This window comes from Anaeromyxobacter soli (assembly GCF_022808855.1).
Taxonomy (GTDB): Bacteria; Myxococcota; Myxococcia; order Myxococcales; family Anaeromyxobacteraceae; genus Anaeromyxobacter; species Anaeromyxobacter soli.
This window is the reverse complement of the sequence record NZ_JAKZLF010000015.1, coordinates 11,318-37,777: the sequence shown is the minus strand read 5'-3', so window position 1 is coordinate 37,777 and position 26,460 is coordinate 11,318. Positions and strand designations below refer to the sequence as shown.

Annotated in this window: 22 protein-coding genes; 8 read left to right on the top strand and 14 right to left on the bottom strand. The window is 75.2% G+C overall.

What is annotated here, in order from left to right:
• Positions 1 to 13 precede the first annotated feature (13 nt).
• From MLV88_RS12275 to MLV88_RS12260, 4 genes are all read right to left on the bottom strand, one after another.
• Entirely contained in the window at positions 14 to 1,339 is a 1,326-nt protein-coding gene (locus MLV88_RS12275) for a cation:proton antiporter (protein WP_242339124.1), read from the bottom strand.
• Entirely contained in the window at positions 1,336 to 2,934 is a 1,599-nt protein-coding gene (locus MLV88_RS12270; protein WP_242355358.1) for a cation:proton antiporter, read from the bottom strand. Before MLV88_RS12270 ends, MLV88_RS12275 begins: the two co-directional genes overlap by 4 nt.
• Positions 2,935 to 2,948: 14 nt before the next feature.
• Positions 2,949 to 4,307: a TrpB-like pyridoxal phosphate-dependent enzyme gene (locus tag MLV88_RS12265; RefSeq protein ID WP_242339120.1), complete on the bottom strand. Its 1,359-nt coding sequence runs from the start codon at positions 4,305 to 4,307 to the stop codon at positions 2,949 to 2,951.
• A 115-nt stretch (positions 4,308 to 4,422) separates the two neighbouring features.
• Positions 4,423 to 5,196 carry an SDR family NAD(P)-dependent oxidoreductase gene (locus MLV88_RS12260; protein ID WP_242339118.1) on the bottom strand — a complete coding sequence of 258 codons (774 nt, stop codon included), beginning with the start codon at positions 5,194 to 5,196 and terminating at the stop codon, positions 4,423 to 4,425.
• 262 nt (positions 5,197 to 5,458) lie between these two features.
• Here MLV88_RS12260 and MLV88_RS12255 point away from each other — a divergent pair, with 262 nt between their 5' ends.
• Both MLV88_RS12255 and MLV88_RS12250 read left to right on the top strand, forming a co-directional pair.
• On the top strand, positions 5,459 to 6,010 hold the full coding sequence (locus tag MLV88_RS12255; protein ID WP_242339116.1) for a response regulator: 552 nt from the start codon (positions 5,459 to 5,461) through the stop codon (positions 6,008 to 6,010).
• A gap of 218 nt (positions 6,011 to 6,228) precedes the next feature.
• Positions 6,229 to 7,014, top strand: coding sequence for an enoyl-CoA hydratase-related protein (locus MLV88_RS12250; protein ID WP_242339114.1), 786 nt, complete (start codon positions 6,229 to 6,231; stop codon positions 7,012 to 7,014).
• Here MLV88_RS12250 and MLV88_RS12245 read toward each other — a convergent pair.
• Positions 7,001 to 7,639, bottom strand: a complete 639-nt coding sequence (locus MLV88_RS12245; protein ID WP_243337608.1) for an FHA domain-containing protein — start codon at positions 7,637 to 7,639, stop codon at positions 7,001 to 7,003. The two genes, MLV88_RS12250 and MLV88_RS12245, sit on opposite strands and share 14 nt — an antisense overlap.
• Positions 7,636 to 9,342 carry a serine/threonine-protein kinase gene (locus tag MLV88_RS12240; RefSeq protein WP_242341516.1) on the bottom strand — a complete coding sequence of 569 codons (1,707 nt, stop codon included), beginning with the start codon at positions 9,340 to 9,342 and terminating at the stop codon, positions 7,636 to 7,638. Before MLV88_RS12240 ends, MLV88_RS12245 begins: the two co-directional genes overlap by 4 nt.
• A 193-nt stretch (positions 9,343 to 9,535) precedes the next feature.
• Between MLV88_RS12240 and MLV88_RS12235 the strand changes: the two genes are divergently transcribed.
• On the top strand, positions 9,536 to 9,748 hold the full coding sequence (locus tag MLV88_RS12235) for a hypothetical protein (protein ID WP_242341515.1): 213 nt from the start codon (positions 9,536 to 9,538) through the stop codon (positions 9,746 to 9,748).
• A gap of 93 nt (positions 9,749 to 9,841) precedes the next feature.
• The gene (locus MLV88_RS12230; protein WP_242357034.1) at positions 9,842 to 10,279 is read left to right on the top strand and encodes a PAS domain-containing protein; all 438 of its coding nucleotides are present in this window, start codon (positions 9,842 to 9,844) and stop codon (positions 10,277 to 10,279) included.
• On the opposite strand, the gene MLV88_RS12225 is transcribed toward MLV88_RS12230, so the two are convergent.
• Positions 10,221 to 11,075: a methyltransferase domain-containing protein gene (locus tag MLV88_RS12225; protein WP_242341513.1), complete on the bottom strand. Its 855-nt coding sequence runs from the start codon at positions 11,073 to 11,075 to the stop codon at positions 10,221 to 10,223. The two genes, MLV88_RS12230 and MLV88_RS12225, sit on opposite strands and share 59 nt — an antisense overlap.
• Positions 11,066 to 11,878 carry an alpha/beta fold hydrolase gene (locus MLV88_RS12220; protein ID WP_242372629.1) on the bottom strand — a complete coding sequence of 271 codons (813 nt, stop codon included), beginning with the start codon at positions 11,876 to 11,878 and terminating at the stop codon, positions 11,066 to 11,068. Before MLV88_RS12220 ends, MLV88_RS12225 begins: the two co-directional genes overlap by 10 nt.
• Positions 11,879 to 12,067: 189 nt before the next feature.
• Between MLV88_RS12220 and epmA the strand changes: the two genes are divergently transcribed.
• Entirely contained in the window at positions 12,068 to 13,084 is a 1,017-nt protein-coding gene (gene epmA, locus MLV88_RS12215; RefSeq protein WP_242340944.1) for an EF-P lysine aminoacylase EpmA, read from the top strand.
• A 127-nt stretch (positions 13,085 to 13,211) separates the two neighbouring features.
• On the opposite strand, the gene MLV88_RS12210 is transcribed toward epmA, so the two are convergent.
• The 5 genes from MLV88_RS12210 to MLV88_RS12190 all read right to left on the bottom strand — a co-directional run bounded on the left by MLV88_RS12210 (position 13,212) and on the right by MLV88_RS12190 (position 21,315).
• A complete protein-coding gene (locus MLV88_RS12210) occupies positions 13,212 to 14,414 on the bottom strand; it encodes an HNH endonuclease (RefSeq protein ID WP_242340945.1) in 1,203 nt (400 codons plus the stop codon).
• 694 nt (positions 14,415 to 15,108) lie between these two features.
• Positions 15,109 to 16,887, bottom strand: coding sequence for a sensor histidine kinase (locus tag MLV88_RS12205; RefSeq protein ID WP_242340946.1), 1,779 nt, complete (start codon positions 16,885 to 16,887; stop codon positions 15,109 to 15,111).
• Positions 16,888 to 16,895: 8 nt separating this feature from the next.
• Positions 16,896 to 19,040: a cyclic nucleotide-binding domain-containing protein gene (locus tag MLV88_RS12200; protein ID WP_243337607.1), complete on the bottom strand. Its 2,145-nt coding sequence runs from the start codon at positions 19,038 to 19,040 to the stop codon at positions 16,896 to 16,898.
• Between the two features lie 114 nt (positions 19,041 to 19,154).
• Positions 19,155 to 20,321 carry a class I SAM-dependent rRNA methyltransferase gene (locus tag MLV88_RS12195; protein ID WP_242340949.1) on the bottom strand — a complete coding sequence of 389 codons (1,167 nt, stop codon included), beginning with the start codon at positions 20,319 to 20,321 and terminating at the stop codon, positions 19,155 to 19,157.
• Between the two features lie 148 nt (positions 20,322 to 20,469).
• Positions 20,470 to 21,315, bottom strand: coding sequence for an MBL fold metallo-hydrolase (locus MLV88_RS12190; RefSeq protein ID WP_242340951.1), 846 nt, complete (start codon positions 21,313 to 21,315; stop codon positions 20,470 to 20,472).
• 205 nt (positions 21,316 to 21,520) lie between these two features.
• Here MLV88_RS12190 and MLV88_RS12185 point away from each other — a divergent pair, with 205 nt between their 5' ends.
• From MLV88_RS12185 to MLV88_RS12175, 3 genes are all read left to right on the top strand, one after another.
• Positions 21,521 to 23,104 carry a CotH kinase family protein gene (locus MLV88_RS12185; protein ID WP_243337604.1) on the top strand — a complete coding sequence of 528 codons (1,584 nt, stop codon included), beginning with the start codon at positions 21,521 to 21,523 and terminating at the stop codon, positions 23,102 to 23,104.
• A 231-nt stretch (positions 23,105 to 23,335) separates the two neighbouring features.
• A complete protein-coding gene (locus MLV88_RS12180) occupies positions 23,336 to 24,664 on the top strand; it encodes a purple acid phosphatase family protein (RefSeq protein ID WP_243337602.1) in 1,329 nt (442 codons plus the stop codon).
• The gene (locus MLV88_RS12175) at positions 24,661 to 25,446 is read left to right on the top strand and encodes a hypothetical protein (protein ID WP_243337600.1); all 786 of its coding nucleotides are present in this window, start codon (positions 24,661 to 24,663) and stop codon (positions 25,444 to 25,446) included. The genes MLV88_RS12180 and MLV88_RS12175 overlap by 4 nt, the downstream gene beginning before the upstream one ends.
• On the opposite strand, the gene MLV88_RS12170 is transcribed toward MLV88_RS12175, so the two are convergent.
• Positions 25,343 to 26,401 carry an NADH:flavin oxidoreductase/NADH oxidase gene (locus MLV88_RS12170; RefSeq protein ID WP_242341596.1) on the bottom strand — a complete coding sequence of 353 codons (1,059 nt, stop codon included), beginning with the start codon at positions 26,399 to 26,401 and terminating at the stop codon, positions 25,343 to 25,345. The genes MLV88_RS12175 and MLV88_RS12170 overlap by 104 nt on opposite strands.
• Positions 26,402 to 26,460 lie beyond the last annotated feature (59 nt).

Below are 26,460 nucleotides of genomic sequence, written 5' to 3'. Positions count from 1 at the left end.
ACGCGCCGCGCAATCAGCCCTGCTCGGCTCGCGCGGTCGTGGGCGCCGGCGTCGGGCGCGCCTCGACGCGCCCGGCCTCCCCGCTCCGGAGGAGCGCGAGCCGGTACACGGCGGGCGCCACGATCTCGTTCATCGCCACGACCCCGAGCGCCACCGCCGAGGCCTCGCCCCCGAACTCCGGGAACGCCCGCGCGAAGAGGAGCGCGAGCGCGAGCGCGACCCCGGCCTGCGGCAAGAGCCCGAACGGCGCCCAGCGGGCCACCTCCGGCGGCGCGCCCGCCGCGCGCGCGCCCATCCGTCCGGCGATGAGCAGCGAGGCCGCCCGCACCGCCACGATCGCGAGCACCGGCAGCGCGACCGGCGGGACCGCCGAGAGGTGCAGCTTCGCGCCGGTGACGGCGAAGAAGATGACGTACACCGGCAGGGACGCCCCCGAGACGAGCTCGTGCAGCTCGTCCCCGTGCCGCGTGAGGTTGCGCACGAGGACGCCCGCGGTGAGGGAGACGAGGAGCGGGTCGAACCCGATGCGCTGGCCCACCTCGGCGACCACGAAGGCGGCGGCGAGCACGAAGAGCGTCGCGCCCCGCCGGACCCAGCGCAGGTAGGCGGCGAGGAGCGCCGCGAGGACGAACCCCGCCACGATCGAGCCGAGGAGCTCCCAGGCGATGTGCCCGACCGCGGCGCTCGCCCCGCCCGCGACCCCGAGCGCCGCCTTCGCGGCCGCGGAGGCGAGGGCGAAGAGCACGATGACGAACAGGTCCGCGAGGACCACCACCCCGAGCACGACGCGCGTCACGGGGCCGTCCGCGCGGAGCTCGTCCGAGAGCGCGACCACCACCGCCGGGGACTGGGCGACGAGCACCACGCCGAGCACGAGCGCGACCGCGGCGGCCTGGAGGGCCGGCAGCGCGGAGAGGAACGGGAGCTGACCGCGCAGGAGGAGCAGGGTCGCGGCGATGGCGAGCGCGCCCCCGACGACGCCCATCGCGGTGGTGATCCCGATGGTGCGCGCGAGCGGCCGGATGCGGGCGAGGCGCAGCTCCGTCCCGGCGGTGAGGGCGATGAGCGACACCGCCACCCCGTTCACGATCTGGAGGTTCTCGACGACGGCCGAGTCGAGGAACCCGAGCACGGACGGGCCGACCACGACGCCCGCCGCGATGTAGCCGGTGAGCTTCGGGAGCCGCACCGCGGCGAAGATCCGGCCGGAGAGGAAGGCGGTGAGGAGCAGGTAGCCGAAGCCGAGGGAGGTCCCCGCGGGCGGGGCGCCGCCCGTCGAGAACGTGCGCGCCGCGTGCATGAGGCCGGCGAGGAGGGCGAGGAGGACCGCGTCGATCACGGCGTCGGCTCCCCGCGCGGCTCGGGGGCGGGCGCGATCCGGCCCCGCCCGAACGTGTGGACGAGCGCCTCGGTGGCGAGCGCGCCGCCCACGACCGCCACCACCGCGTCGGCGATGGAGCCGCCGGGATAGAGGAGCTGCGCGTTCACGACGATGGCGATCGCGAGCGACCCGACCGGCGCCACGATGACGACGCGGCGGGCACCCGCGTCGAGGTCGAGCGCGCCCATGCGCACCGCCACCCTCGCGCCGGCCCAGCGCCCCAGCAAGCGCGCGCCGACGAACACCGGGATGAGGAGCCAGCCGGTGACCGACCGGGTGGGCCAGAGCGCGCCGAGGATGACGAGGAGCACGAGGTAGACCGGGCGCTCGAGCAGGTCGAGCACGGCGCGGAAGCGCGCCTGGTGCTTCCCCGGGAAGTTCGCGAGGATCACGCCGGCCACGAAGCAGACCACCACCGACGAGAGGTGCAGGTAGCCCGCGAGGCCCGACGAGAAGGCGACCGAGCCGAGCGTCAGCACGGAGAACTCGGGCCCGCTCCGCGCCCGGCGCAGCAGGACGAGGACGACGAGGCCGAGCAGCGTGCCCGCGCCGGCGGTGAGCATGAGCCACGCCGTCCCGGGGAGCCGCCAGGTCACGGCGTCCCCCTGCGGGCGGAAGTACGCCGCGACGAGGGCGAGCCCGAGGATGCCGGCGATCTCCTCGAGCCGGACGATCCGGCCGAGGACCGCGACGGCGGCCGGCGGCGTGCGAGCAGGCAGGAGGTGCGGGACCGTCGCGGCCGTCATCGAGGCGGCCGTGCCGAGGACGAGCGCGTCGCGCAGGAACACCGGGTCGCGGAGCCGCTCCGCGAGCGGGCCGGCCGGCAGGAGCACCGCGGCTGCGCCGGCGACGACCGCGGCGAACGGCAGCGAGCTGAGCAGCGCGGCCGACGCGACCGCTCGCTCGTCGGTGCCAGAGAGCTCCCGCGCGTCGAGCCGGAACCCCACGATGAAGCCGATCCAGCCGAGGCCGAGCCGCAGCACCGGGGCGAGCTGGGCGAGCACGTCGTCCGACAGCACGGCGAACGGCGGCGCGCGGGCGATCATCCCGAGCGCGATGAAGGGGAGCCCGGCGGCCACGAGCTGCGAGACGCGGATGCGCCGCTCCCAGCGCACCACGGCCGGGTGCGCCGCCGCGTAGGCGAGGGCGACGAGCAGCGCGAGCCCGATGATGGTGCGGATGACCACCGCCGGCCGCTGCGGCGGCGTGACCGCCTCGGGTCGCTCGGGCGACTCGAGCACCGGCGCGAGCGACGGGTTCGGCGCCGCGGGCGGGAGGGCCCGCGGCGGGGGACGGTCGGGCGTCGGCTCGTGGGGAGCGAAGTCGAGGCGCGGGAAGGCCGGATCGGCGGGGGCGTCCGCGGGGGCGGGGAGCGGGGTCGGAGTCGCGGTCGCGTCCTGGGCCTGCGTCGGGGCCGGGGCCGGGGCCGGCGTCGCCGTCGATACGGAGCCTGGTTGCGCGCGCGGCTCCGCGGCCACGGCCGGAGCGGCCGAGGCGACGAGGAGGCAGGCGGCGAGCGTGGCCGCGGCGAGGCGCGCGCCGCCCGGGAGCATGCGGCCGGGCAAAGCTAGAGCTTCACCTTCGGGAGGTTCGCGAGCGAGGCCGCGACCTTCTCGGCGGGGTACTCGGCGTCCTCGAGCCGCCCCGCGAAGTAGTCGTCGTAGGCCGCCATGTCGACGTGCCCGTGGCCGGAGAGGTTGAAGAGGATCACCCGCTCCTTGCCCTCCTCCTTCGCCCGGAGCGCCTCGTCCACGGCGCCCCGGATCGCGTGCGACGACTCGGGCGCCGGGATGATCGCCTCGGTCCGCGCGAAGAGGGTGGCGGCCTCGAAGCAGCCGAGCTGGCCGACCGCGCGCGCCTCGACGATCCCGTGGTGGACGAGCTGCGACACGAGGGGCGACGCGCCGTGGTAGCGCAGGCCGCCGGCGTGGATGCCGGGCGGCATGAAGTCGTGACCCAGGGTGTACATCTTGGTGATGGGCGCCATCCGGGCGGTGTCGCCGTAGTCGAAGGCGTAGACGCCCTTCGTGAGCGTCGGGCAGGACGACGGCTCGACCGCGACGATGCGGACCTGCTTGCCGGCGGCCTTGTCGGCGACGAAGGGGAACCCCACGCCGGCGAAGTTCGAGCCGCCGCCGTGCGCGGCGACGATGACGTCGGGGTAGTCGCCGGCGAGGGCGAGCTGCTCCTTCGCCTCGAGCCCGATCACCGTCTGGTGCAGGCAGACGTGGTTCAGCACGCTGCCGAGCGCGTAGCGGGTGTCCTCCCGCGAGACGGCGTCCTCGACCGCCTCCGAGATGGCGATCCCGAGCGACCCGGGGCTCTCCGGGTCCTGCGCGAGGATGGCGCGCCCGGCGGCGGTGCGGGGGGAGGGCGAGGGCACCACCTCCGCGCCCCAGAGCTGCATCATGCTCTTCCGGTAGGGCTTCTGCTGGAACGAAACCTTCACCATGTAGACGGTGCACTCGAGCCCGAACATCCGGCACGCGAGCGCCATCGAGCTGCCCCACTGGCCGGCGCCGGTCTCGGTGGCGATCCGCTTCGTGCCCGCGAGCTTGTTGTAGTAGGCCTGCGGCACGGCGGTGTTCGGCTTGTGCGAGCCCGCCGGTGAGACGCCCTCGTACTTGTAGTAGATGCGCGCGGGGGTCCCGAGCGCCGCCTCGAGCCGGTGGGCGCGGAAGAGCGGCGAGGGGCGCCACAGCGCGTAGATCCGCCGGACCTCCTCGGGGATGGGGATCCACCGCTCGCCCGACATCTCCTGCTCGAGGACCGCCGGCGGGAAGAGCGGGAGCATGTCCGCGGGCGTCACGGGCGCGCCGGTGCCGGGGTGGAGCACGGGCGCCGGGGGCGCGGGGAGGTCCGCCACCACGTTGTACCAGTGGGTGGGGATGCGGTCCTCGCCGAGCAGGTACTTGGTCTGCTGCATGGGTCTCCTCGAGGAAAAAAAGAGGCCGATTAGCGCAGGTGGAGGCGCAGCGCGTCAAGAGCCCGGGCTCCGGGGCGGCGGGAGAGCGCCCGGTCGTTCGCGCGAGCGGGGCCGGTCAGGCCATCACCTCGCCGCCGTCCACGTGGATCGCCTGCCCGGTGATGGCGCCGTTCGACGCGAGGAGCACGGCGACGTCCGCGACCTCCTCCGGCAGGGCGGCGCGGCCGAGCGGGTTCTCGCGCAGCATCGCCTCGCGTGCCTCCGCCTCGCTCCGCCCGGTGGCGATCGCCACGTCGTGCGCCGCCTCCTGCATCATCCGCGTCTCGGTCCAGCTCGGGCAGATCGCGTTCGCCGTGACGCCCTTGCGCGCGCCCTCGAGCGCGAGGCTGCGGGTGAGCCCGATGAGCCCGTGCTTCGCCGCCGCGTAGGCCGCTCCGTACTTGAGGCCGATCTTGCCGGCGACCGAGGCGACGTTGATCACGCGGCCGAAGCGGCGCTCGTACATGCCGGGCAGGCAGGCGCGGGTGAGCACGAAGGGCGCGGTGAGGTCCACGGCGAGGATGCCGTCCCACTGCGCGTCGTCGAGCCGCTGCAGCGGCGCGCTGCCGTGGATGCCGGCGTTGTTCACGAGCAGGTCGACCGGCCCGAGCTGCGCCTCGACCTCCCGCGGCGCCGCCGCCACGCGCGCGCGGTCGGACACGTCGAGGGGGAAGAAGTGCGTCCGCCGGCCCAGCGCGGCGATCTCCGCCGCGACCGCCTCGATCTCGGGCACGGTCCGGGCGGCCACCGCGACGTCTGCGCCCGCGCGCGCGAGCGCGATCGCGATCGCCCGCCCGATGCCCCGTCCGCCGCCGGTCACGAGCGCGACCCGTCCTTGCAGGGACTGCATGCTGCCTCCTCGGTGTGAGGTGTGAGGGAACCTTCGGACGATATCGGCGGGCGGGCGCCGCTCGCAACGAGCCGGCTCGAACTTCGCGGCCCAGAGGGCTCCCGTGACCGGCGCGCACGTCGCACCCGGTGCGAGCATCGCCCACCCCTCCCGCCCGGCCGAAGAGCGTCCCGAGACCCCATGACGCCCGAGAAGGGTTCACCCGTAGCGCGTGCCACGTTCGCCCTATCGAGCGATGATGCCTCGACAGTCCGGAGGCACCGTGAACGACGACATCCGCTCCCGCTCGATCCCCCTCGCCGCCGCCAGCTCCGGGGAGTCCGCCGCCGTGGCCGTCCCGCGGGTGCTCGTCGTCGAGGACAACACGCTCGTCGCGTCGATGTACGAGGCCGCGCTGCGGCGGCTCTCGAGCGCCGACCGGCGACCGCTCGCCATCGAGCGCGCGCGCGACGGCGGCGAGGCGCTCGCGCGCCTCCTGCGCGCGCCGACGGTGGACCTCGTCGTCACCGACGTCTTCATGCCGACGATGTCCGGCGTGGCGCTCGTCGAGCGGATCCGCGCCGCGCCGTTGCTCGCCGCGCTCCCCGTCATCGCGGCCTCGAGCGGTGGCGCGAGCGAGGAGGCGCGGCTCGCCGCGCTCGGCGTGGCGCGCTTCCTGCGAAAGCCCGTGAGCTACGAGGCGCTCGCCGACGCGGTGCGCGAGGCGCTGCGCGCGCCCGCTTCCCCCGCGGGGGCCACGAGCTCCGCGGGGTTGACGTCGCGCGAGCCGATGGCCATCCATCGACTACACGCGATACCGGTCTCACGCCGGTAAACCGAGGAGTGGTCGCCCCCGGTACCATCGCTGCAAGGGTCCGCCTTCGCGCGGACCCTTTTCATTTGCGGCGAGCGCGCCGAGCACCTCGCCGCCCGCCTCGACCTCCGCGCGGGTTGCCGGATGCGTGCCTCCGGGCTAACGTCGCGCGTCCCTCACGGCTGGCGAGCGGAGAGCGCATGACGTCACGGATTCACACCGCTGTGATGGAGTAGCCGATGGCGCCTCGCGTACGCGCCGAGGATCACGGCCCGGTCCGCGTCCTCGTCCTCGACAACGCGGCGAAGCGGAACGCGCTCGACTTCCAGGCGCTGGAGGAGCTCGAGGCCGCGTGCGTCGCGGCGTCGGACGGCGGCGTGCGCTGCCTCGTCTTGCGCGGCGCCGGCGAGGAGGCCTTCTCCTCCGGCTTCGACCTCGCCGAGATCTCGCTCACCTCGGCGCGCGGCGAGCGGCCCGACGAGGCGGTCGAGCGCACCGCCGCGGCGCTCGACGCGGTGCCGTGCCCGACGGTGGCGTTCCTGAACGGCGGCGCGTTCGGCGGCGGGTTCGAGCTCGCGGTCACCTGCGACCTGCGCGTCGCGCGCGCGGGGGTGAAGCTCGGGATGCCGCCCGCGAAGCTGGGCGTCGTGTACCCGGAGGGCGGCCTGCGGCGCTTCGCCGATCTCGTCGGGGCGGCGCGCACGCGCGAGCTGTTCTTCACGGGGCGCCCGATCGACGCCGAGACCGCGCTCGCCTGGGGGATCGTGAACCGCGTCGCGTCGGCGGAGGCGGCCGAGGGGGACGCGCTCGCGCTCGCCGCCGACATCGCGGCCAACGCGCCGCTGGCGGTGCGGGGCATGAAGCGGATCCTCCGGCTCCTCGAGGGCGCGCACGAGCGCGGGCTCTCGGACCCGGAGCGCGGGGAGATCGCGGACCTCAGGCGGCGCGCCTTCGAGAGCGCGGACATGCGCGAGGGGCGGGCCGCCTGGCAGGAGCGGCGCCGGCCGCGCTTCAGGGGCGAGTGAGCGCCGCGGGCGGCGCGGGGGGAGCGGTCGCGGTCCCGATGGCGTACCCCGCGGCCGCACCGAGCAGGAGCGCGGCGAGGCCCGCGACGAGGGCGCGCCGGGCGATCGCGCCCGCGCCGTCTCCCGGGGAGGCGCGGGCGGGCTCGGTCGCGGGGCGGGGCGGCAGCGGCGCGCGCACCGGCTGCGGCGGCAGCGGCGTCGCGGGCGCGGGAGGGCGCTGCGCCGCAGGATCCGGGGCGGTGGCCGGGGCCGGGGTCTCGCCGCTCGGCGGGCGCGGCGTGGGCGGCAGCGGCGGCGGCGAGCCGGGGGCCGCCGTGACGGCCTCGCCGAACAGCGCGAGATCGTAGCTCCCGATCTGGACGAGGTCGCCTTCGCGCAGGCGCCGGCGGGAGGTGATCCGCTCGCCGTTGACCCGCGTGCCGGTGAGGCTCCCCAGGTCCTCCACGTGAACGGACCCGCTCGCGCGCAGGAACCGCGCGTGGCGCCGCGAGACGTCGCGATCCGAGAGCCGCACGGCGACGCCCTCGGCGGCGCGGCCGACGACGAGCTCGTCGCCGGTGAACGGCACCGTCGAGCGGGTCCCCGCCTCGTCCTCGACGACGAGCCGCATCGCGCCCGCGGTCACGGCCTCGGCTTGCCCCCGTCGAGGCGCGCGAGCTTGCGCGCGAACTGCGACCCGTCCTTCGCCGGCAGCACCACGAACTGGTCGATCTCGTGGCCCGTGAGCGTGAGGTCGATGCGGTGGCGCTCGTCGAGCCGCACGCCCGGGATCGTGATGGGGGTCTTCCCGGCGGGCCGCTCGTCGAACCGCACCTCGGCGCCGGGCGGATCGCTCTCGACGCGGAGCGCGCCGAACGCCGAGGCGAGCTCGGAGTGCACGCGCGTCACGAGCCGGCCCGGGGTGGGCTGGGTGGCGAGCGTGACTCCGCGGAGCCCCTCGCCGCCGAGCGCGATCTCGTGGGGGCGCGCGAGCCGGACGTCCTCGATCACCGCGGGCGTGGTGAGGCCGGTCGGCGCGCCGTCGAGCGTGACGTCCGCGCCGGGAGGATCGGAGGTCACGACGAGGACGCCCGATCGCAGCCAGGGATCGGCGTAGCGCAGCCCGGCGAAGCCGGCGACCGCCACCACGAGGCCGACGAGGAAGGCGGTGCGCAGCCGGACACCGGCCTTCACGACCGTCCGCGTGCGCGGCGCGCGCGAGGGCGCGCGGCGCGGCTCGGGGGAGGGCGCGGCCTCGACCTGCGGCTCCCAGGCCTTCACCGGGGTCTGCTCGGCCGCGCCCGGGAGCACGCCGGCCGCCGCCGCCGCGTTCGTGAGGACCTTCATGATGAGCGGGTCGTGGGCGCGGGCCGCGCGCTGGCGCTGCACCTTGTCCGCGAACACCGCCTTCATCTGGCTGGCGAGGAGATCCTGGATCGACGAGTGCGGCGTGGGGAACAGCACGTCCACGAGCGCGTCCGCGAACGAGCGGGCGTCGGGGTAGCGGTCGTCGGGATCGTAGGCGAGCGCGGTGGCGACGATCGCGTCGAGGTCCTTCGGCAGCCGGGGGTCGATCGCGGTCGGCGGGACGACCTTCGCCTTGCGCGCCTGGACGAGGGACTCGACGTCGGTGGCCTTCGGGAACGGCTTCTGCTTCGTGAGGAGCTCGTAGAGGAGGATCCCCGCCGCGAAGAGGTCGACGCGGTGGTCCCAGCGCTTCTCGAGCGAGGCCTGCTCGGGCGCGACGTACCCGAGCTTCCCCATCAGCATCCCCTCCTTGTAGTTGGAGAGGTTCGTCGCCGCGCGCGCGATGCCGAAGTCGAGGAGCTTCACCTCGCCCTCGTACGACACGAGCGCGTTGTCCGGGGAGACGTCGCAGTGCACGATGCGGAGCGGGTTGCCCTGGCCGTCGGTCTTCCGGTGCGCGTAGTCGAGGCCCTGCAGGAGCTGCAGGACGAGGAACATCGCCTGCTCGGGCGTGAGCTGCGTGCCGGCCTTGGCGAACGCGGCCATCATCTCCTTGAGGGAGACGCCGTTCACGAGCTCCATCGAGATGAAGAAGTTCCCCTCGAAGCTGCCGCACTCGTAGATCTGCGCGATGTTCGAGTGCGTGAGCTGGACGGTCAGCTTCGCCTCGTTCACGAGCATCTTGATGAAGCCCTGATCCTGCGCTCGCGCGGGCAGGATCCGCTTCACCACGAGCTCCTTCTCGAAGCCGCCGGCCCCTGGGACGCGCGCCCGGTAGATCTCGGCCATCCCCCCCACGGCGAGCCGTTGCAGGAGGAAGAACTTGCCGAAGAGGTGCGGCTTGAAGTCGGCGCCGCTCGCCTGGGGTGCGGCCTGGGGCACGATCCCGCGGATGTTAGCCCGCGCCCCCGCAGGGCCACAAGGCGGGCGACCGCGGGACGTGGCGGCGACCCCTCTCACGCTGCGTGAGGCGCGCGCCCCGGGCGCGGCGCGCGGGGTGTAGTGCGTCCGCGCACGAGCGTCTCCAAGGTGGATGTGCGGCCGCCACGCGATGGCGGCGGAGAGCGAGGACCCGATGGCCGAGAGCCGCGAGAGCCGCGACGCGAACGACCCGCGCGACCAGCTGCGCGCGTTGAACAAGGCGGAGCGAGCCGAGTTCGAGGCCGAGGAGCAGGGAGACACGGGCGGCGGCGAGCACGCCGGCCCCGGCGAGCGGGCGCGGCTCGCGGCGGAGCGCGAGGCGGGCGGGCCGGGCGCACCCGGCTCCGCCGGAGCGCGCAAGCCATAGCGGGACGCCGGTGCGGGGCGTCACCCATCGGGCCGGCGGGCGCCGCCTCCGTGCGGCGCGGGCGGCGGGCTAAGCTCGCGCGACGGAGGCACCATGGACGACCCTGGGTTCGGCGCGCTCGCGGCGCGGATCATCGAGGAGACGGGTGACGCCGTCCTGTTCGCGGATCGCGACGGCGTGCTGCGGCTGTGGAATCGCGGCGCGGAGCGGATGTTCGGGTGGAGCGCGGCGGAGGTCATCGGGAAGTCGATGGACCTCATCATCCCCGAGCGGCTCCGCGCGCGGCACTGGGACGGCTGGAACCGCGTCATGGAGACGGGCGTCACCCGCTACGGCACGGAGGTCCTGGCGGTCCCGGCGATCCGCAAGGACGGGCAGACGATCTCGATCGAGTTCACGATCCAGCTCATCCGCGATGCGTCGGGGCACATCCTGGGGCCGTCGGCGGTGATCCGCGACGTGACCGCCCGCTTCAAGCGGGAGAAGGAGCTGCGCGCGCGCCTGAAGGAGCTCGAGGCGACGCGGACGTAGCCGCCGGCCGCCGGGCGATCGCGTACAGCACGTGGTAGGTCGCGGGCACGCCGCCCGGGCCCCCGTGCCGCTCCTCGTAGCGCCGGATCGTCTCGAGCGTGGCGCGCCGCCCCGAGAGCCCGGTGCGGCCGGGCACGGCGCTCGTCGCGCCCACCGCCTTGAGGGCGCGGAGCACCGCGCGCGCGTCCGCGTGGCGCTCGACGAGCTCCTCGTCGCGCGTGGCCTCCAGCGTGAGCCCCGCCGCCCCGAGCGCGCGCGCGAGCTCCTCGAGCGCGAGGAAGCGGTGCACCGGCGCTGGGCTCCCGGCGGAGGCGTCGCGGAAGGCCTCGCGGAGCTCGAAGAGGGTGCGCTCCCCGAAGAGCGCGACGCACAGGACTCCGCCCGGCGCGAGGACCCGGCGCGCCTCCTCGAGCGCGGTCGCCACGCGCGGCAGCCACTGGAGCGTGGAGGTGGTCACCACGAGATCGAACGCGCCGTCGCGGAACGGGAGCGCCTCCGCGTCCGCCGCGGCCACCCCCGCCCGCGGGGCGGCGCGGCGCGTGGCGCCGCACATGCCGGGCGCGAGATCCACGGCCGCGGCGGCGAGCCCGGGCCTCGCGGCGAGGAGCCGGGAGAGGAGCGCGCCCGTGCCGGCGCCCACGTCGAGCACGCGGCGCGCGCCCGGCGCCGCGCCGGCGAGGAGCGCCAGCACCTGGTCCTGCACGGCGCGCTGCACCTCGGCCCGGGCGTCGTAGGACGCGGCGGAGCGTGAGAAGGCGGCGCGGACGCGCCGCTTGTCGACCGGGTTCAGGCGCATGCGGCGAGGAGCGGCGCGAGCGCGGCGGCGAACGCGTCCGGGCGCGAGAGGAAGGGGGCGTGGCCCGCCCCGGGGATGACGGCGAGGTGCGCGCCGGGCAGCGCCCCGGCGAGCGCGCGTCCCGCGCCCGGCAGGCAGACCGGGTCGCGCTCGCCGTGGACGACGGCGACCGGCACGTCGAGGGCGCCGAGCGCGCCGCGCAGGTCCGCGGCGGCGAGCACGTCGAGCCCGGCGCGGAGCGCGGCGGGGGAGGGCAAGGGCGTCCGCGCCCGGAGGGCGGCGGCGCGAACCGCGGCGCCCGCGTCGAGCTCGCCCGGCACGAACATGCCCTCGTGGAAGCGCGCGGCGGCGCGGGCGGGGTCGCGCTCCACGTGGCGCGCGAGCGCCGCGAGCGTGCGCGCGGGGAGGCCGTGCGGCCAGCCTTCGCCCTCGGTGAAGCGCGGGGTCGCCGAGACGAGCGCGAGCCCCGCGATCCGCCCGCGCAGGCGCGGCAGCGCGGCGAGCGCCGCCTGCGCGCCGAGCGACCAGCCGAGGAGCACCGCGCGCTCGAGGGCGAGGGCGTCGAAGGCCGCCACGAGATCGCTCGCGAGCTCGGCGAGCGTGAAGGGCGCGCCCGCCTGGGAGCGGCCGTGGCCGCGCAGGTCCGGCGCGAGCGCGCGGCGTCCGGCGAGGAGCGCGGGCGGGAGCGCGTCGAGGAGCCAGCGGCCGGACAGGGACCAACCGTGAACGGCGAGGAGCGCCGGCCCCTGGCCTTCGTCCTCGCAATGGAGGGTGAGGCCCGGTCTGTCGAGGAAGGACGGCATCTCGCGCGAGCGGAGGGGCAGTATCGCGAGGGGCGAGGGGGTCGTCAACCGGGGAGGGCGGAGGGGTTGACGAGGGGAGGAGGGTCGGGGACGAGGTCGGGGTCGGGGTCGGGGTCGGGGTCGGGGTCGGGATCGGGATCGGCGGTTCCCCTCGGCACGCCGACGCGCGCGCGGTTACTCTCCCCGCGCATGCCCGTCTCCCGACGCGAACGCGCCCGCCAGCGCGCCCGGCTCGCCACCGAGGTGCGCCGGTTCCTCGGCGGCCTCGGCTATGAGGAGGTGGAGACGCCCACCCTCGTGCCTGCGCCCGGCATGGAGCCGCACCTGTCGCCCTTCGAGGCGCCCTTCGTGCCGGAGGGCGGGGGAGCGGCGCGGCCGCTCTGGCTCATCACCAGCCCCGAGTACGCCATGAAGCGGCTCCTCGCCGAGGGCTTCCCGCGCATCTTCCAGCTCTCGCGCGTGTTCCGGAACGGCGAGATCTCGCGCACGCACAACCCCGAGTTCACGATGCTCGAGCTCTACCGGGCGGGCACCGACTACGAGGGCGTGATGCAGGACCTCGAGCGGCTCCTGGAGGCGTGCGCGCGCGCGGTCGCGGGGGGCACCCGCGTCGCCCGCGGCGGGCGCGCCATCGACCTCGCCGCCCCCTTCCCGCGCACCACCGTCGCGGACGCGTTCCGTCGCCACGCTGGCGTGGACCTCGCGGCCTGCGGGGGCGACGCCGGCCGGCTCGCCGCGGCGGCCCGCGCCGCGGGACACGACCCCGGACCGCCCGGCGAGGGGTTCGACGACGTGTTCTTCCGCGTGATGCTCGACGCGGTCGAGCCACGGCTCGGCGTGGAGCGGCCCGAGTACCTCGTCGACTGGCCCGCCTCGATGGCCGCGCTCTCCCGGGTGAAGCCGGACGACCCGCGCTGGGCCGAGCGCTTCGAGCTCTACGCGGGCGGGCTCGAGCTCGCGAACGGCTTCACCGAGCTCACCGACGCGGCGGAGCAGCGCGCGCGGCTCGTGGAGGAGCAGGCGCTCCGTCGCGCCCTGGGGCGCCCGGTGTTCCCGCTCGACGAGCCGTTCCTCGAGGCGGTGGGCCGCATGCCCCCCGCGGGCGGCGTCGCGGTCGGGTTCGACCGCCTGCTCATGCTCGTCGCCGGCGCCGAGGCGATCGAGGACGTGCTGCTCTTCCCCGCGCGCGGCTTCTTGTCGATCTGACGGGGGCTGCGCTTTGAGGATTCGTCACATCTTCGGCTGCTGACCGACGGAGGCGGCACTGGTCGGCCGAGCGGCGCACCGCGCGCTCCGGTTCGGCATCGGCGCGTTGCCCGTGCGCGGCAGCGGATCACGGCGCCCACATCCCCAGCTGCATGACCGGACGCAGAGGTGCCACGTCAGCGTGCGCGGGCGGCGTCGGCCCGTCGCTCGACTCTCGCCGGAAGCGATCCATGTGCTCGCGCCCGAAGCTCCTCTCTGCGTGAAGCAGATTGTGAGCTCGGCAGGCGAGCCGAAGGTTGTCGATCGTCGATGGTCCCCCGAGGGAGGCGGGTTGAATGTGGTCGAGCTCGAGCTTCCAGCGGCTCTTGCAGCGGCAGCCGTCCGGGCCGACCCAGGCGCAGCGCCCGCCGTCGCGCTTCCACACGGCGCGGCGCACTATCGCCGGGATCGTGGTCCTCCCCTCCGAAGGCTTCGCCGCGGCCGCCGTCCCGGCCTGCTCAGCCGTGGCCTGCTTCGCTCCCTTCGTCTTCCGCTCCGGCGCGACCGCGCCCTTGCGCTTGCCGTGCTTCTCGATGGCGCAGCGGATCGCCTCGTGGAGCACCGCCGCGAGGTCGCCGTCCGGGACCTTGTGCGACAGAAGCGACCGGAGCGTCTCGAGGTCCTCCTTGCAGGCGCGGTCGAGGGTGACACAGAGCGACCAGTGGCTCTCCGAGACGGCGAGCGTCTCGGCCCGTCGCTTCGCCTGCGCGACGGGGGGCGGGGGCGCCGGCAGCGCGCCGGCCGTGGGACCGGGGCCGAGGGTCGGCTCCGCAGGGCCGGGTGCGGTAGCCACCTCGGCCCGCTCGGCCTGCGGGAGCTCTAGCGCTGCGCTCACCACGGCGGGCGCGCGTTCGGTGAGCTTGCGAAGGCCAGCACGCGGAGCGGTGCGCGCCTGGACGGAGGCGACGAGGTGCTCGACCTCGGCCCGGGTCCGGAAGGCGGCGCGAGCGAGGAGGTCGTCCACGTTCTGCTCCGTGAGCACCTGGCCGAGGAGCGCCACGGTGGAGAGGCAAAGACGCCCATCGCGCAGCGGAGCTTCCAGGATCGGGAAGCGGCGCAGCACCCGCATCGCCTGGATGCGCCGGCCGGCGGCGCCCTCCCGGAGGTGGAGCGCCTCCAAACAGTACGCCCAGAGGGACGCATGGCCGATCTCGACGAAGGCGCGGCGCCGATCGAATTCGTCGAGGTGCAGGAGGAAGTCGACCTGGACGTTCCGTTCCTCCCCGGCGAGCTCGCGCAGGCGCAGGGCGAGGACGTTCGACTCGAGAGCAGCGGGAGTGAGCGCAGACATGGGGATGCACCTCCAGTACACCCTTCGTAGCACGCGATTTTCGAAGCTCCGGGGACGCTCCAGGCTCGGGTCTGTGCGGCGTTCTCCGGCGCACCCTCGTCGTTGCCCCAAGGCGATCGGCGCGCGCTTCACGCGCGAGAAGCGTGCGCGAGAGTAGCCTTCCCGCGCCGCCCGTATGCCTGAGCGCAATCGGGGCGAGAAGGCGTCAATGGGGAATGTTTCACCCACCGCAACTGGGACGCCCCGCCTAGCGCGAGGAGAGCCGCGACACCGGCCGGCGCTACCGCTGGCGATAGCTGTCACCATAGGTGAATACGGTCGACCTCCCACGACGCTCCAGCCCGCGCTCCGGGGCGAGCTGCGGAGGCGCCTTCGAGAAGTCCGCGCGCACCCCGCGCGAAGTCACTCCGTCGCCCCTCGACACGACGAGACGCTCCCCTGCTCCGCCGCCTTCCCGCGTTCATCGGGGTCGAGCACGAGCGCGTGCGCGGCCCCCGTCGATGCCCGAATCCGACATGCGCACGGAAGCCGTGGTCGAACCACCCGCCGCTCGTCCGGCGAGTTGCACTTGTCATGAATGATGAGGGCTGCGCCCCCACCCCTGCTCGCCGGGTCCCTGCGCCAACGCGATCGGCTTCGCCGATTCCGCTTCGGCGCCGCTTCGGTCGCCTGTTCGGGAATCACCCTCCCGCGCTCAGTGCGCGGACGCGGGGTCCAGGGCGCCGTGGCCCGGGCGGGCGCAGAGCGGCCGGAGCGGCAGCTCGACCTGGAACGTGGAGCCCTTCCCCGGCGCGCTCTCGACGCGGATGGTGCCGCCGTGAGCCTCCACGATCCGCCGCACGATGTAGAGCCCGAGCCCGAGCCCGCCGTAGTTGCGGGACGAGACCGCCCGCTCGAAGCGCTCGAAGATCTGCGGCTGATCCGACGCGGAGATCCCGATGCCCTGATCGCGGACCACGAGCACCGCGCCGGTGGCGGAGGGGCCGTAGCTCACCTCGACGGGCTTCCCGGCCCCGTACTTCACGGCGTTCGAGAGCAGGTTCGTCACGACCTGCGAGAGCCGCAGCCGGTCCCAGGCGCCGCGCACCGGCGTGCCCGAGGCGGAGAGCGTCGAGCCCGTCTGCGAGGCCTCGTCCTCGAGCTGGGCGAGCGCGTCCGTCACCACCGCCCCGAGCTCCACCTCCTCGAGGTCGAGGTCCAGCTTCCCCATGTGGATGCGCGAGACGTCGAGCAGCGCCGCGACGAGCTTCTCGAGCCGCTGTCCCTGCCGCTCCGCAGCCCCGAGGACGCGCTCCACGTGCTCGGGCGGGAGCCGCTCGAGCGCCTCGCGCGAGGTGACCCGCCGCATGTTCCCGAGCGCGAGGCGGAGCGCCGTGAGCGGGGTGCGCAGCTCGTGCGAGGCGATGGAGAGGAACTCGTCGCGCGCCGCGACCGCGTTCTGCGCGTCGGAGTAGAGCCGCGCGTTCTCGATCGCCTGCGCGGCGCGGTGGGCGAGGTCCTCGAGCAGAGCCTCGTCGTCCGCGGTGTACGGCGCGCCGCCTGCGTCGCGCATGAGCGTGATGTGGCCGAACACCTCGTGGCGCTGGGCGAGCGGCGCGATGAGCAGGCTCGTCACGCCCTCGAGGTAGGGCCAGTACTCCGGCTTCATCTCGTTGCGCACCCTCTCCTGGGAGAGCGCAGGGATGCGCAGCGTCCGCCCGGTCGCGAGCGGGCCCGCGGTGATGCCCTCGTCGGTCCGCTGCGGGGCGGCGGCGATGATGCGCCGGCGCAGCGCGGCCCGCTCCGGGGAGGGGTGGTAGACCGCGACCGGGACGAGCCAGTTGCCGTCCGGCGAGACGACGCGGATGAGCGCCCCGTCGCCGATGAGCTCGCACAGCCGGCGCGCGACGGTGTCGAGGGTCGTCTTGTAGTCGAGGCCGGAGGCGAACACCCGCGACGCCTCCGCGAGCGCCTCGAGCCGCTTCGCCTGCGCCCGCAGCGCGACCTCCGCCTGCGTCCGCTCGGTGATGTCGAGGCCCGTCGCCACGATGGCCCGGACCTCGCCGGCCTCGTCGAGCAGCGACGCGTTGCTCCAGGACACGAGCCGGCGCTGCCCGTCGCGCGCGATCCAGTGGTTCTCGTGCGTGGTGGTGGCGCGGCCGGCGCGGAGCGCGTCGAGGGTGGCCCGGACCCCGTCCCGCTCCTCGGGGAGGATGAGGTCCCACAGCGACCGGCCCAGCATCTCCTCCGCGGAGTACCCCGTCGCGCGGGCGCAGGCGGCGTTCCAGCGGCGGACGTAGCCCTCGCGATCGAGCACCACCACGAGCGCGCCGGTCCGGTCGATGACCGCCTCCGCGAGCGCGCGCTCGTCGACGAGCTCGTCGAGCTCCGTGCGCAGCGCCGCCGCGTCCTCCGGGGCGCACGCGCGCGCGGTCTCCTCCACGAGCTCGCGGAAGCGGCGGAGACGGCGCGAGTCGCTGCCGTTGAAGGGCATCCCGGCCCTCAGTACTCGAACCCGCTCCCGCCGATGAACTCGCGCAGGAGCGAGGTGGGCGGGACGTGGTCGGGGTAGATGGAGACGAAGCGATCGACGAGGTAGCGGAGCCGGTGGGCGGTCGGGTAGGCGGCGTGGTTGGGGGGCACCTCCAGGAGGTACCGCTCGGCGAAGACCTTCAGGACGGCGGGCTCGTACACGAGCGACGAGTCGAACACCGCGTCCGCCTCGTGCTGGTGCGGGAAGATGTGCTCCCGCTCGCCGGCCTGCACCGAGGGCCAGCGCAGGATGTTCTCCGCCGCCCCGTACCCGCGGCGGTGGCGGTCGCGCACGATGCGCCGGAGGAGCCGCAGGTCCGTCGCGGACGTGCGCGTGAGCCGGTCGAAGGGCAGGGTGGTGGCGGGGTGGATGAACACCCGGTAGAGCGAGCCCGCCGGCGGGATGTCGTCGAGCAGGCGCGGGTCGAGGCCGTGGATGCCCTCGACGAGGAGCACGTCGCGGGGGCGGAGCTGGATGACCGGGCCGCCGTCCGGGTGGCTCGTGCCGGTGAGGAAGTCGTAGCGCGCGGTGCGCACCGGCTCGCCGGCGATGAGGCGGCGGACGTGGTCCTGGAGGAGCGGGAGGTCGATCGCCTCGAGCGCCTCGAAGTCCCACTCGCCCGCGTCGTCGCGCGGGGTGCGCTCGCGGTCCACGTAGTAGTCGTCGAGGCCGAGCGCCACCGGGTTCACCCCGTCGATCTGGAGCTGGACGGTGAGGCGCTTGATGAAGGTCGACTTGCCCGACGAGGACGGGCCCGCGATGGCGATGACCCGCAGGCGGTCGCGGCGGGTCGCGATGGCGTCGGCGATCTGGCCGATGCGCTTCTCGTGGAAGCCCTCGGCCACCCGGATGAGCTGCGACACCTGGCCGGAGATGCACAGGTCGTTGAAGGCGCCGACGCTCGTCACCCCGAGCGCCTCGAGCCAGCGCTGGTGCTCCGCGACCATCCCGCCGTCGCGGGAGGGCTGCCCGCGGCGCGCCGCTCCGCCGCGGTGGCCGTTGCGCGGATCGCGGTCGCCGAGATCGAGCGCGAGCCCCTCCTCGGCGGGCTCGAGCCGGAACCCGCGCACCGCGCCGGTGGACGGGAGGAGAGGGCCCATCGAGAGCGCGTACAGCTCGCCGCACGAGACGAGCCGCACCGTGGCCTGCCGTCGAACGCGCAGGAGCCGGGCCGCGTCCTCCCACCCGCGCTCCGCGAAGTACGCGGCGGCCTCGTCGGTCGGCCAGTACTCGAGCCGGAAGGGCGCGTCGGCCTGGGCGAGGCGCGCCATCTGCTCCGCGAGGTGCGCGGCGTACGCCGGCCGCTCCGCGGGCTCGAGGCCGTGGACCAGGACGACCTGCCGCGTCCCGCGCGACGGGCCCATGCGGACGGCGAGCGCGGGCGCGAGCTGGTGCGCCGCCTCGAGCAGGAGGAGCCCGACCGAGTGGGCGTAGATGGTGCGCCCTTCCCAGTGACGGAGGGTGAGCGGCGCGACCGTGGTGTCGGTGAAGACCGGGGTCGCGAGCGAGACCGGCTTGTGCGCGAGGAGCCCGCCGACGACGAGCGCGCCGTCGAGCTCGGCCGGGAGCAGCTCCGCGAGGCGGGTCCCGGTGCGGACGTGCCGGACCTCGCCGAGGAGGTGCACCGTCACCTCGGGCGCGCGCGGCAGCGAGCGGCCGCGGAGCAGGAGCCCCATCTCGCCGGTCACGCGCCGGAGCTCCTCCGAGAGCGCCGCCGCGAGGGCGGTCGCGAGCTTGGCGGCGAGGGCCGGGTCGTCGCGGACGAGCGCGTCCCAGCCGCGCGCCGAGAGCCGCGCCACCGTGAGCGGGGTCTCCGCCGTGACGGTCTCGCCGCGGTGGTCCGCCGAGAGCGGCGCGAGCTCGCCGAAGTGGTCGCCGGGCCCCAGGCGCCGGAGCGGCAGGTCGGCGCTGCGGAGCGTGGCGGCCCCCTCCAGCACGAGGTCGAGGCCTCGCCCGGCGTCGGCGTCCGCGTGCACCCGCGTGCGGGCCGGGACCGTGACGAGCTCGGCGCGGGCGAGCAGCCGGGCGCGCTCGGCCGCGTCGAGGCGTGCGAGGAGCGGCGCGCGGGCGAGCGCGTCGAGCGGGCCGGTGCCGAGCTCATCGGGCCGGATCATTCCGGGCGCGTCTCCTCCGAGAGAGGTGCGGCTGGAGATCCTACCCCGCCGCGCGCCCGCGCCGATAGGAGGTCCTGCGCCCGGCGAGCGCCCGCGCGGGGCCTTCGCGTAGCGTCAAACCACCCGCAGGACGAAGCACTTCAGGTACCGCGTCTCGGGGACGCCGAGCAGCACGGGGTGGTCGCGGCCCGCGCCGCGGCGCTCGAGGAGCTGCACGCGCCGCCCCGCGTCGTTCGCGGCGTCGAGGACGAGCTCCTCGAGCATCGCCTCGGCCAGGTGGTAGCTGCACGAGGCGGTCACGAGGATCCCGCCCGGCTTGAGGATCTGGATCGCCCGGAGGTTCACCTCCTTGTAGCCGCGCCGCGCCGCGGCGAGGGCGTCCTTGTTCTTCGCGAAGGCAGGGGGGTCGAGCACGACCAGGTCGTAGGCGGGCGGCTCCTCGGCGCGGTCGCGCAGGTAGTCGAACGCGTTCGCCTCGACGACCTCGACGTTCGCCGCCCGGTTCAGCGACACGTTCTCGCGCAGGAGCCCCGCGGCGGTGGGCTGCATCTCGACGGCCGTGACCTGCTCGGCGCGCAGGGCGAGCTGCAGCGCGAACCCGCCCGCGTAGCTGAAGCAGTCGAGGCACCGGCCGCGCGCGTACTCGCCGGCGCGCAGGTGGTTCTCGCGCTGGTCGAGGAACGCGCCGGTCTTCTGCCCGGCGAGGAGGTCGATGCGCATGCGCACCGCGCCCTCGGGGTAGACGACCGGGCCCGGCGCCTCCCCGCGCAGCACGCCCTTCACCTGGGCGAGCCCCTCGAGCTCGCGGACGCGCACGTCGTTCCGCTCGACGATCGTCCGTACGCCGAGCGCCCCGGCGACGAGCTCGGCGAGGAGCGCCTTGCGCCGGTCGGTCGCGGGGACGAGCGTCTGCAGCACCGCGGCGTCGCCGTACCGATCGACCACGAGGCCGGGCAGGAGATCCGCCTCGCCGTGGACGACTCGGACGAATCGCTCGTCGCCGAACGCGCGCCGGCGCAGGTCCACCGCCGCCTCGAGCCGCTCGGCGAGGAACGCCTCGTCCACCGGCACCTCGTCGCGCGTGACGATGCGCAGCGCGATCTTGGAGCGCGCCGACCAGAACGCCTTCGCGAGGAAGCGGCCGCGGCCGTCCACCACCGCGACGACGTCGCCAGCCTCGGCCGCGGGCAGCTTCTCCACGTCCGCGCGGTAGATCCACAGGTGCCCGGCGGCGAGGCGCTCGGCGCCCCGGCGGCTGACGGTGACCTTCTGCTCTTCCATTCGTCGGGCTCCTCCGGCCAGAAAGCCGGAGACCCTTACCCGAGGTGAGCGCGCCGCGCCAGCGTCGCGCGGCTCGCGCGAGCCCGGCCGGAGCCGGCCGAGGCCGCGCCGGAGCGGCCCGCGGAGCGCGCCGTCGCGCGGCCCGGCGTCAAAGCTCCACCGCCTCGTGGAACACCGGCTGCCCCGCCTCCTCGCGCAGCCGGCACCCCGCCATGAGCGGATCGTGCTCGAACACCAGCACGCCTTCGTCCTCGAGCACCTCGGCGAGGAGCACCTTCTTCTCCTCCACGGTGGTGACCGGGAACAGGTCGTACCCCATCACCCAGCTCGGCCGGAGGTGCGCGTGCGTCGGGATGATGTCGCCGCAGAACACGAGGTGCGTGCCCTCCCCGCGGAACCGCGGGAGCTGCTGCCCGACGGTGTGGCCCTCGGAGAGGATGAGGTCCACGTCGGGGAAGGGCGACTCGTCGCCGTCGATGAGGTGGAGCCGGTTCGAGTGCTGCAGCAGCGCGAAGTCGTCGGGCAGGAAGCTCCCCGCGTCGCGGTCGGACGGCGCGTGTGCCCACAGCCAGTTGCGCCGCTGCAGGTGGTACGTCGCCCGCGGGAAGGACAGCTCGAGCCGGCCGCCCGCGCCGCGCCGGGTCGTGCCGCCGGCGTGATCGAAGTGCAGGTGGGTGAGGAGGACGTCCGTGACGTCGTCGCGCGAGAGGCCGAGCCGGGCCAGCCCGGCGTCGAGCCCTCCGGCGGAGCGATCGATCGCGTAGATGTCGGAGCGCTTCGGGTCCCACTTGTCGCCCAAGCCGTCGTCCACGACGATGACGCGGCGCGCGTCCCGGTCGATCGCGACGAGGCAGCGCGCGGCGAGCCGGATCCGGTTCCGCGCATCCGGGGCGAGCTTCTTCTCCCACAGTGGCCGGGGGACGATCCCGAACATCGCCCCCCCGTCGAGCGCGAACCAGGCGTCGACCACGGTGGTGATGTCGTAGCGGCCCATGCGCACGGGACGAACCTACGCGGCCGTGGCCGGAGCGGCTACTTCTTCACCCCGCCGTGCGCCCGCCTCCGGGTCGCGCTCCCCGGTGGGCGGCCCGCCGCCCACGCCGGGTGCACCGTCCGAGGCGCCGCCGGGTCGGCTCCCAGTCGAGCAGGTGCGCCCTGCGCGGCGCCGCTCCACGGTGAGCGGAGAGGCCGGAGGTAGCATGACCCGACGGAAGGCCACCCTGCTCGCGGCCACCGCCCTGCTCGCGCTATCGGCGGCGTGCAGCTCCCCTCCCATCCACGACACCTCGGACGGCGACGGCCTCCCGATCGTTCCGCCGCCGCCTCCTCCTCCACCTCCGCCTCCGCCCACCTCGTGCGGGATGAAGATCACCGGACCCGCCTGGATCCTGGAGGGCGACGCGCTCCGGCTCACGGTCGCCTGCTCGGGCAACGAGCCCCTGCCCGCCTCGTCGGTGCTCGAGGGCTTGCCCGCAGGAGCGCTGCTCGACCTCGCGGCCGGGACCATCTCCTGGAAGACCGGGCTGGCCGATGCGGGCGTGTACGACGTCGTCGTGCGCGTGCCCGGCGACGGGGAGGCGCTCCTCCGCGTGGGCGTGGCCGATCGGTGGGACGCGCCCGGGAACGCTCCGCCCGACCCCGCCCGCTACACCGAGGAGTACGGACTGCCCGTCTTCCACCTGCGCGTCGACGGCACCGTGAACTTCACCACCTACGTGCCGGCCTCGCTCACCTACCGCGGCCGGACCCGCGGCATCGAGGTGAAGTACCGCGGCACGCGCTCCGCCGACTTCCCGAAGAAGAGCTACACGCTCTCGTTCCCCGACACCGCCCAGTTCTCGGATCCGCTGCTCGGCTTCCCCGCGCGGAAGAAGCTCCTGCTCGTCACGACGTTCGACGACGTGACGCAGATCCGCGATCGGCTGGCGCTCGGGCTCTGGAGGCGCGTCGCCGACCGGCCCATCGACGTCCGCACGGCCAGCGCCGTGCTCTACGTGAACGGCGAGTACCGCGGCGTCTACATGATGAGCGAGAAGATCGGCGGGCAGGTGCTGAGCGAGCACGGGCTCGACGGCGACGGGAACCTGTACCAGTCGAAGACGAACCTCGCGAACTTCTACGCGACCAGCAACGAGGGCCAGCCGAAGCTCACCTGGCACGACGGCTACGAGAAGGAGGAGGGCACGCCGCTGCAGGGCGAGCCCGGCGCCTTCGACGATCTCGACGCCCTCGTCGAGCTCGTCGCCACCGCTGACGACGCGACGTTCGCGGCGCGCCTCGCGGCCGTGGCCGACGTCGACGAGCTGCGCGACTGGTGGGTGATGGTGATGCTCGCGCGCTCCTCCGACTGCGCCCGGAAGAACGTCTTCCTCTTCCACGACCCCGCCGGCGGTCCGTGGCGCGCGACGATCTGGGACTACGGCGCGAGCCTGGGCCAGGAGTGGCAAACAAAGCACCAGGCGGCGGACTCGGGCGAGGAGTTCGTCTGGGAGAACGGCCTCTTCCGGCGGCTCCTCGCGCCGCCGTTCGCCGCCGGCACGCGCGCGCGGCTGGGCGCCGCGGTGCGCGAGCGGGTCCCCGTCGCGGACGTGCTCGCCGCGTTCGACACGCTCGCCGCGCAGACCGAGGCCGCCGGGGCGCGCGACGAGGCGCGCTGGCGCTACGCGCAAGCCGCGTTCTTCGCGCGAGAGGGGCGGGTGGGCTGGCCGTCGCGCGAGGAGGAGCTCGCGTACACCCGCGGCTGGATCGCGGCGCGCTGGGCGTACCTGGCCGGTCGCTACTGAAGTGCTGCCCCCTGAGCCTGCGACGCATCCCTCGCTCGACTCGAGCGGTGATGCGCTCTGCCATCGCGGGCGATTGCATGCGACTCGAGAGATCGGGGACCGCTGCCTCCCCTCGGAGGAGGGAACCGCTCGTGGCCTCTCACGCGCCAGGGGATGTTTCCCGGCCGGGCGGGCGTTCGAACCGGGACACGGGTGATCGGGCGAGGTCCCGCTCTCCCGTCCGGAGGTCGGATGAATGCACGGGTTTTCCTCCTTCTGCCTACCCTTCTGGCTGCGGCGCCCGCGCTCGCGGCACCGTCGCAGATCCACCTCGGCTGGCAGGGGCCGACCGACACCACGATGACCGTCGCCTGGCGCTCCAGCGAGCCCACCGGCGCGGTCGAGTACGGGGGCGACACCGGCTACGGCCAGACGCAGGCTGCGGCGTCGGTCGCGTACCAGGGATCGTACCTGCACGAGGCGCAGCTCACCGGCCTCTCCGCGGGGACCGCCTATCACTTCCGGTGCGGCAGCGCGGCGAGCTGGTCCGCGGATCGCACGTTCACGACGGGACCGACGCCCTCGGCGAGCGCGAGCTTCCGCTTCGCCGCCTTCGGCGACAGCCGTACGGACGACGCCGCGCGCGCGCAGGTGCGCGCGGCCGTGCAGCGGTCCCAGCCGGCGTTCTCGATCGACTCGGGGGACCTCGTCGAGAGCGGCGGGACGCAGTCCCTCTGGGACGGGTGGTTCACGACGATGGAGCCCCTCGTCTCGACGACTCCGTTCGTGTCCGCCGCCGGAAACCACGACATCGGCGGCGGCCTCTTCTTCGCGCAGCTCGCGCTGCCGCGCCACGCGCCGAGCGCCGCCGGCTACGAGGACGAGGCGTACTCCTCGTTCGACTACGGCAACACCCACTTCGTCGTGCTCTTCACCGAGCCCGCCGGCACGGCCGGCGACGCCCAGGACCAGTGGCTCGAGGCCGACCTGGCGCGCGCGGCGAGCAACCCCGACATCCGCTGGACGGTGGTCGCGTTCCACCGCCCGCCGTACTCCTCCGGCGAGCACGGCAGCGACACGGGGCTGCGCCAGCGGTGGGGCCCCATCTTCGAGAAGTACGGCGTGGATCTCGTGCTGAACGGCCACGATCACGACTACGAGCGCAGCCGGCCGATGGTGGGAGGACAGCCCGCAGACGGCGGCGTGACGTACGTCGTGACCGGCGGCGCGGGCGCGCCGCTCTACACGGTGGGTGCGAGCGACTTCACCGCGTTCTCGCGCGCGACACACCACTTCGTCGAGGTGGACGTGACGGCGAACACGCTCACGCTCGAGGCGCGGGACGTGGACGGCAACGCGTTCGACTCCGTGACGCTCACGCACCCCTCGCCGCTCGCCGAGACCCCCGCGACGCCGGGGCCGACGCCGGGCGGGTCGGGGCAGACCGACACGCCGGCCCCGCCGGCCGCGGGCGCGGCGAGCGGCAGCGCCGGCGGCGGCTGCGGTCTCGGCGGCGGCGCCGCGACGCTGTCCTCGCTCCTCGCCATCGCCGGGGTCGCCCTGCTCCGGAGGCGCCCGTGACGGCGCCCCACGCCTCCCGCGGCTGCGCCCGCCTCTCCGCCCGCGCGCGGCCCCGCGCGGCGCGGTCCGCCCTCCGGGCCGCGCTCGCCGCTCCCGCGGCCCCGGCCCGCGAGGCGGCGCTCGGGTGGAAGCCGGCGGTGGCGGGCGCGCTCGCCTTCGCGGGCTGCTTCGCCTACGCCTTCGTGCGGTACGTCCTCGTGAAGGGAGAGCCGCTCGCGAGCGTGCCGCTGTACGTGACGAACAAGGCGCTCGCCGTCGTCGCGGTGCTCCTCGTCGGCGCGGCCGCGGCGCGTCCGCGGGCCGCGTGGCGGAGCGCCGCGCGCACGGCGGCCCTCCTCGCCGCGGCGCTCCACGCGCTCGCGTCGGTGGTGCTCCTCCGCCCCGCCTACCTCGCGAGCCTCTACGCGCCGTCGGGCCGGCTCAGCGCCTCCGGGGAGCTCGCCGTGCTGTGCGGTGCGAGCGCCCTCGTCGCCTTCGGGGCGCTCCGGCTCGCGCGCCCGGCGGCGCTCGCCGCCGGCGCCGCGCGCCTGGCGGCCCAGGGCGCGCTCGCGCTCGTCGGGGTGCACTGCGCCGCGCTCGGCGCGCCCGGCTGGTTCGCGCCGGCGACGTGGCCGGGCCGGCTCCCGCCGCTCACGCTCCTCGGGGCGCTCGCCGCCGCGGTGGGCCTCGCCGCGACGCTCAGCGCGCGCGGAGGTACTGCTTCGGCCAGGGCCCGTCCTGCCCGAGCGTCCCCGCCGCGCGCAGCGGGAAGTGCGGATCGCGAAGCAGCTCGCGGGCCATGAGCACGAGGTCCGCCTGCCCGGAGCGGATCACGTGGTCCGCCTGCTCGGGGGCGCTGATCATCCCGACGGCCCCCGTCGCGACGTGCGCCTCGCGGCGGATGCGCTCGGCGAAGCCGGTCTGGTAGCCCGGTCCGGCGGGCACCTTCGCGGTGGGGACGAGCCCGCCCGACGAGACGTCGACGAGCTCGACGCCGAGCGGGGCGAGGCCGCGGGCGAGCTCCACCGACTGCTCGACGTCCCAGCCGCCCTCTGCCCAGTCCGTCGCGGAGATCCGCAGGATCACCGGGAGCGGCTCGGGCCACTCCGCGCGCACCGCGGCCACCACCTCGCGCAGGAGCCGGGTCCGGTTCTCGAACGGCCCGCCGTAGGCGTCGGTGCGGCGGTTCGAGAGCGGCGAGAGGAACTGGTGGAGGAGGTAGCCGTGCGCCGCGTGGATCTCGACGGCCCGGAACCCCGCCGCCGCCGCGCGCCGCGCCGCGGCGGCGAACGCGTGGACCACGCCGCGGAGCTCGCCCGCGTCGAGCGCGTGCGGCGCCGCATCGCCGTCCCTGAACGGCAGCGCGCTCGGCGCCACCGGCTGCCACCCGCCGGCGCTCCGGCCGAGCTGCGCGCCTCCCTCCCACGGCGGCGCGGTCGAGGCCTTCCGGCCGGCGTGGGCGAGCTGCAGGCAGCTCGCGGCGCCCTGGCCCTCGATGAAGCGCACGATCCGCGCGAGGGGCTCCACCTGGGCGTCGTCCCAGAGCCCGAGATCGGCCGGGGAGATGCGGCCCCGGGCCTCCACCGCGGTCGCCTCGAACATGACGAGCCCCGCGCCGCCGGCGGCGCGCGCGCCCAGGTGGACGAGGTGCCAGTCGTTGGCGCGTCCGTCGACGGCCGAGTACTGGCACATCGGCGACACCGCGATCCGGTTCCGGAGGGTGAGGGAGCGGAGGGTGAGCGGGGAGAAGAGGTGCATCCCCCGATGAAGCCCCGGACCGGGCGCGCGCGCAAGCGCGCCTTCCGGGGTCACCGATC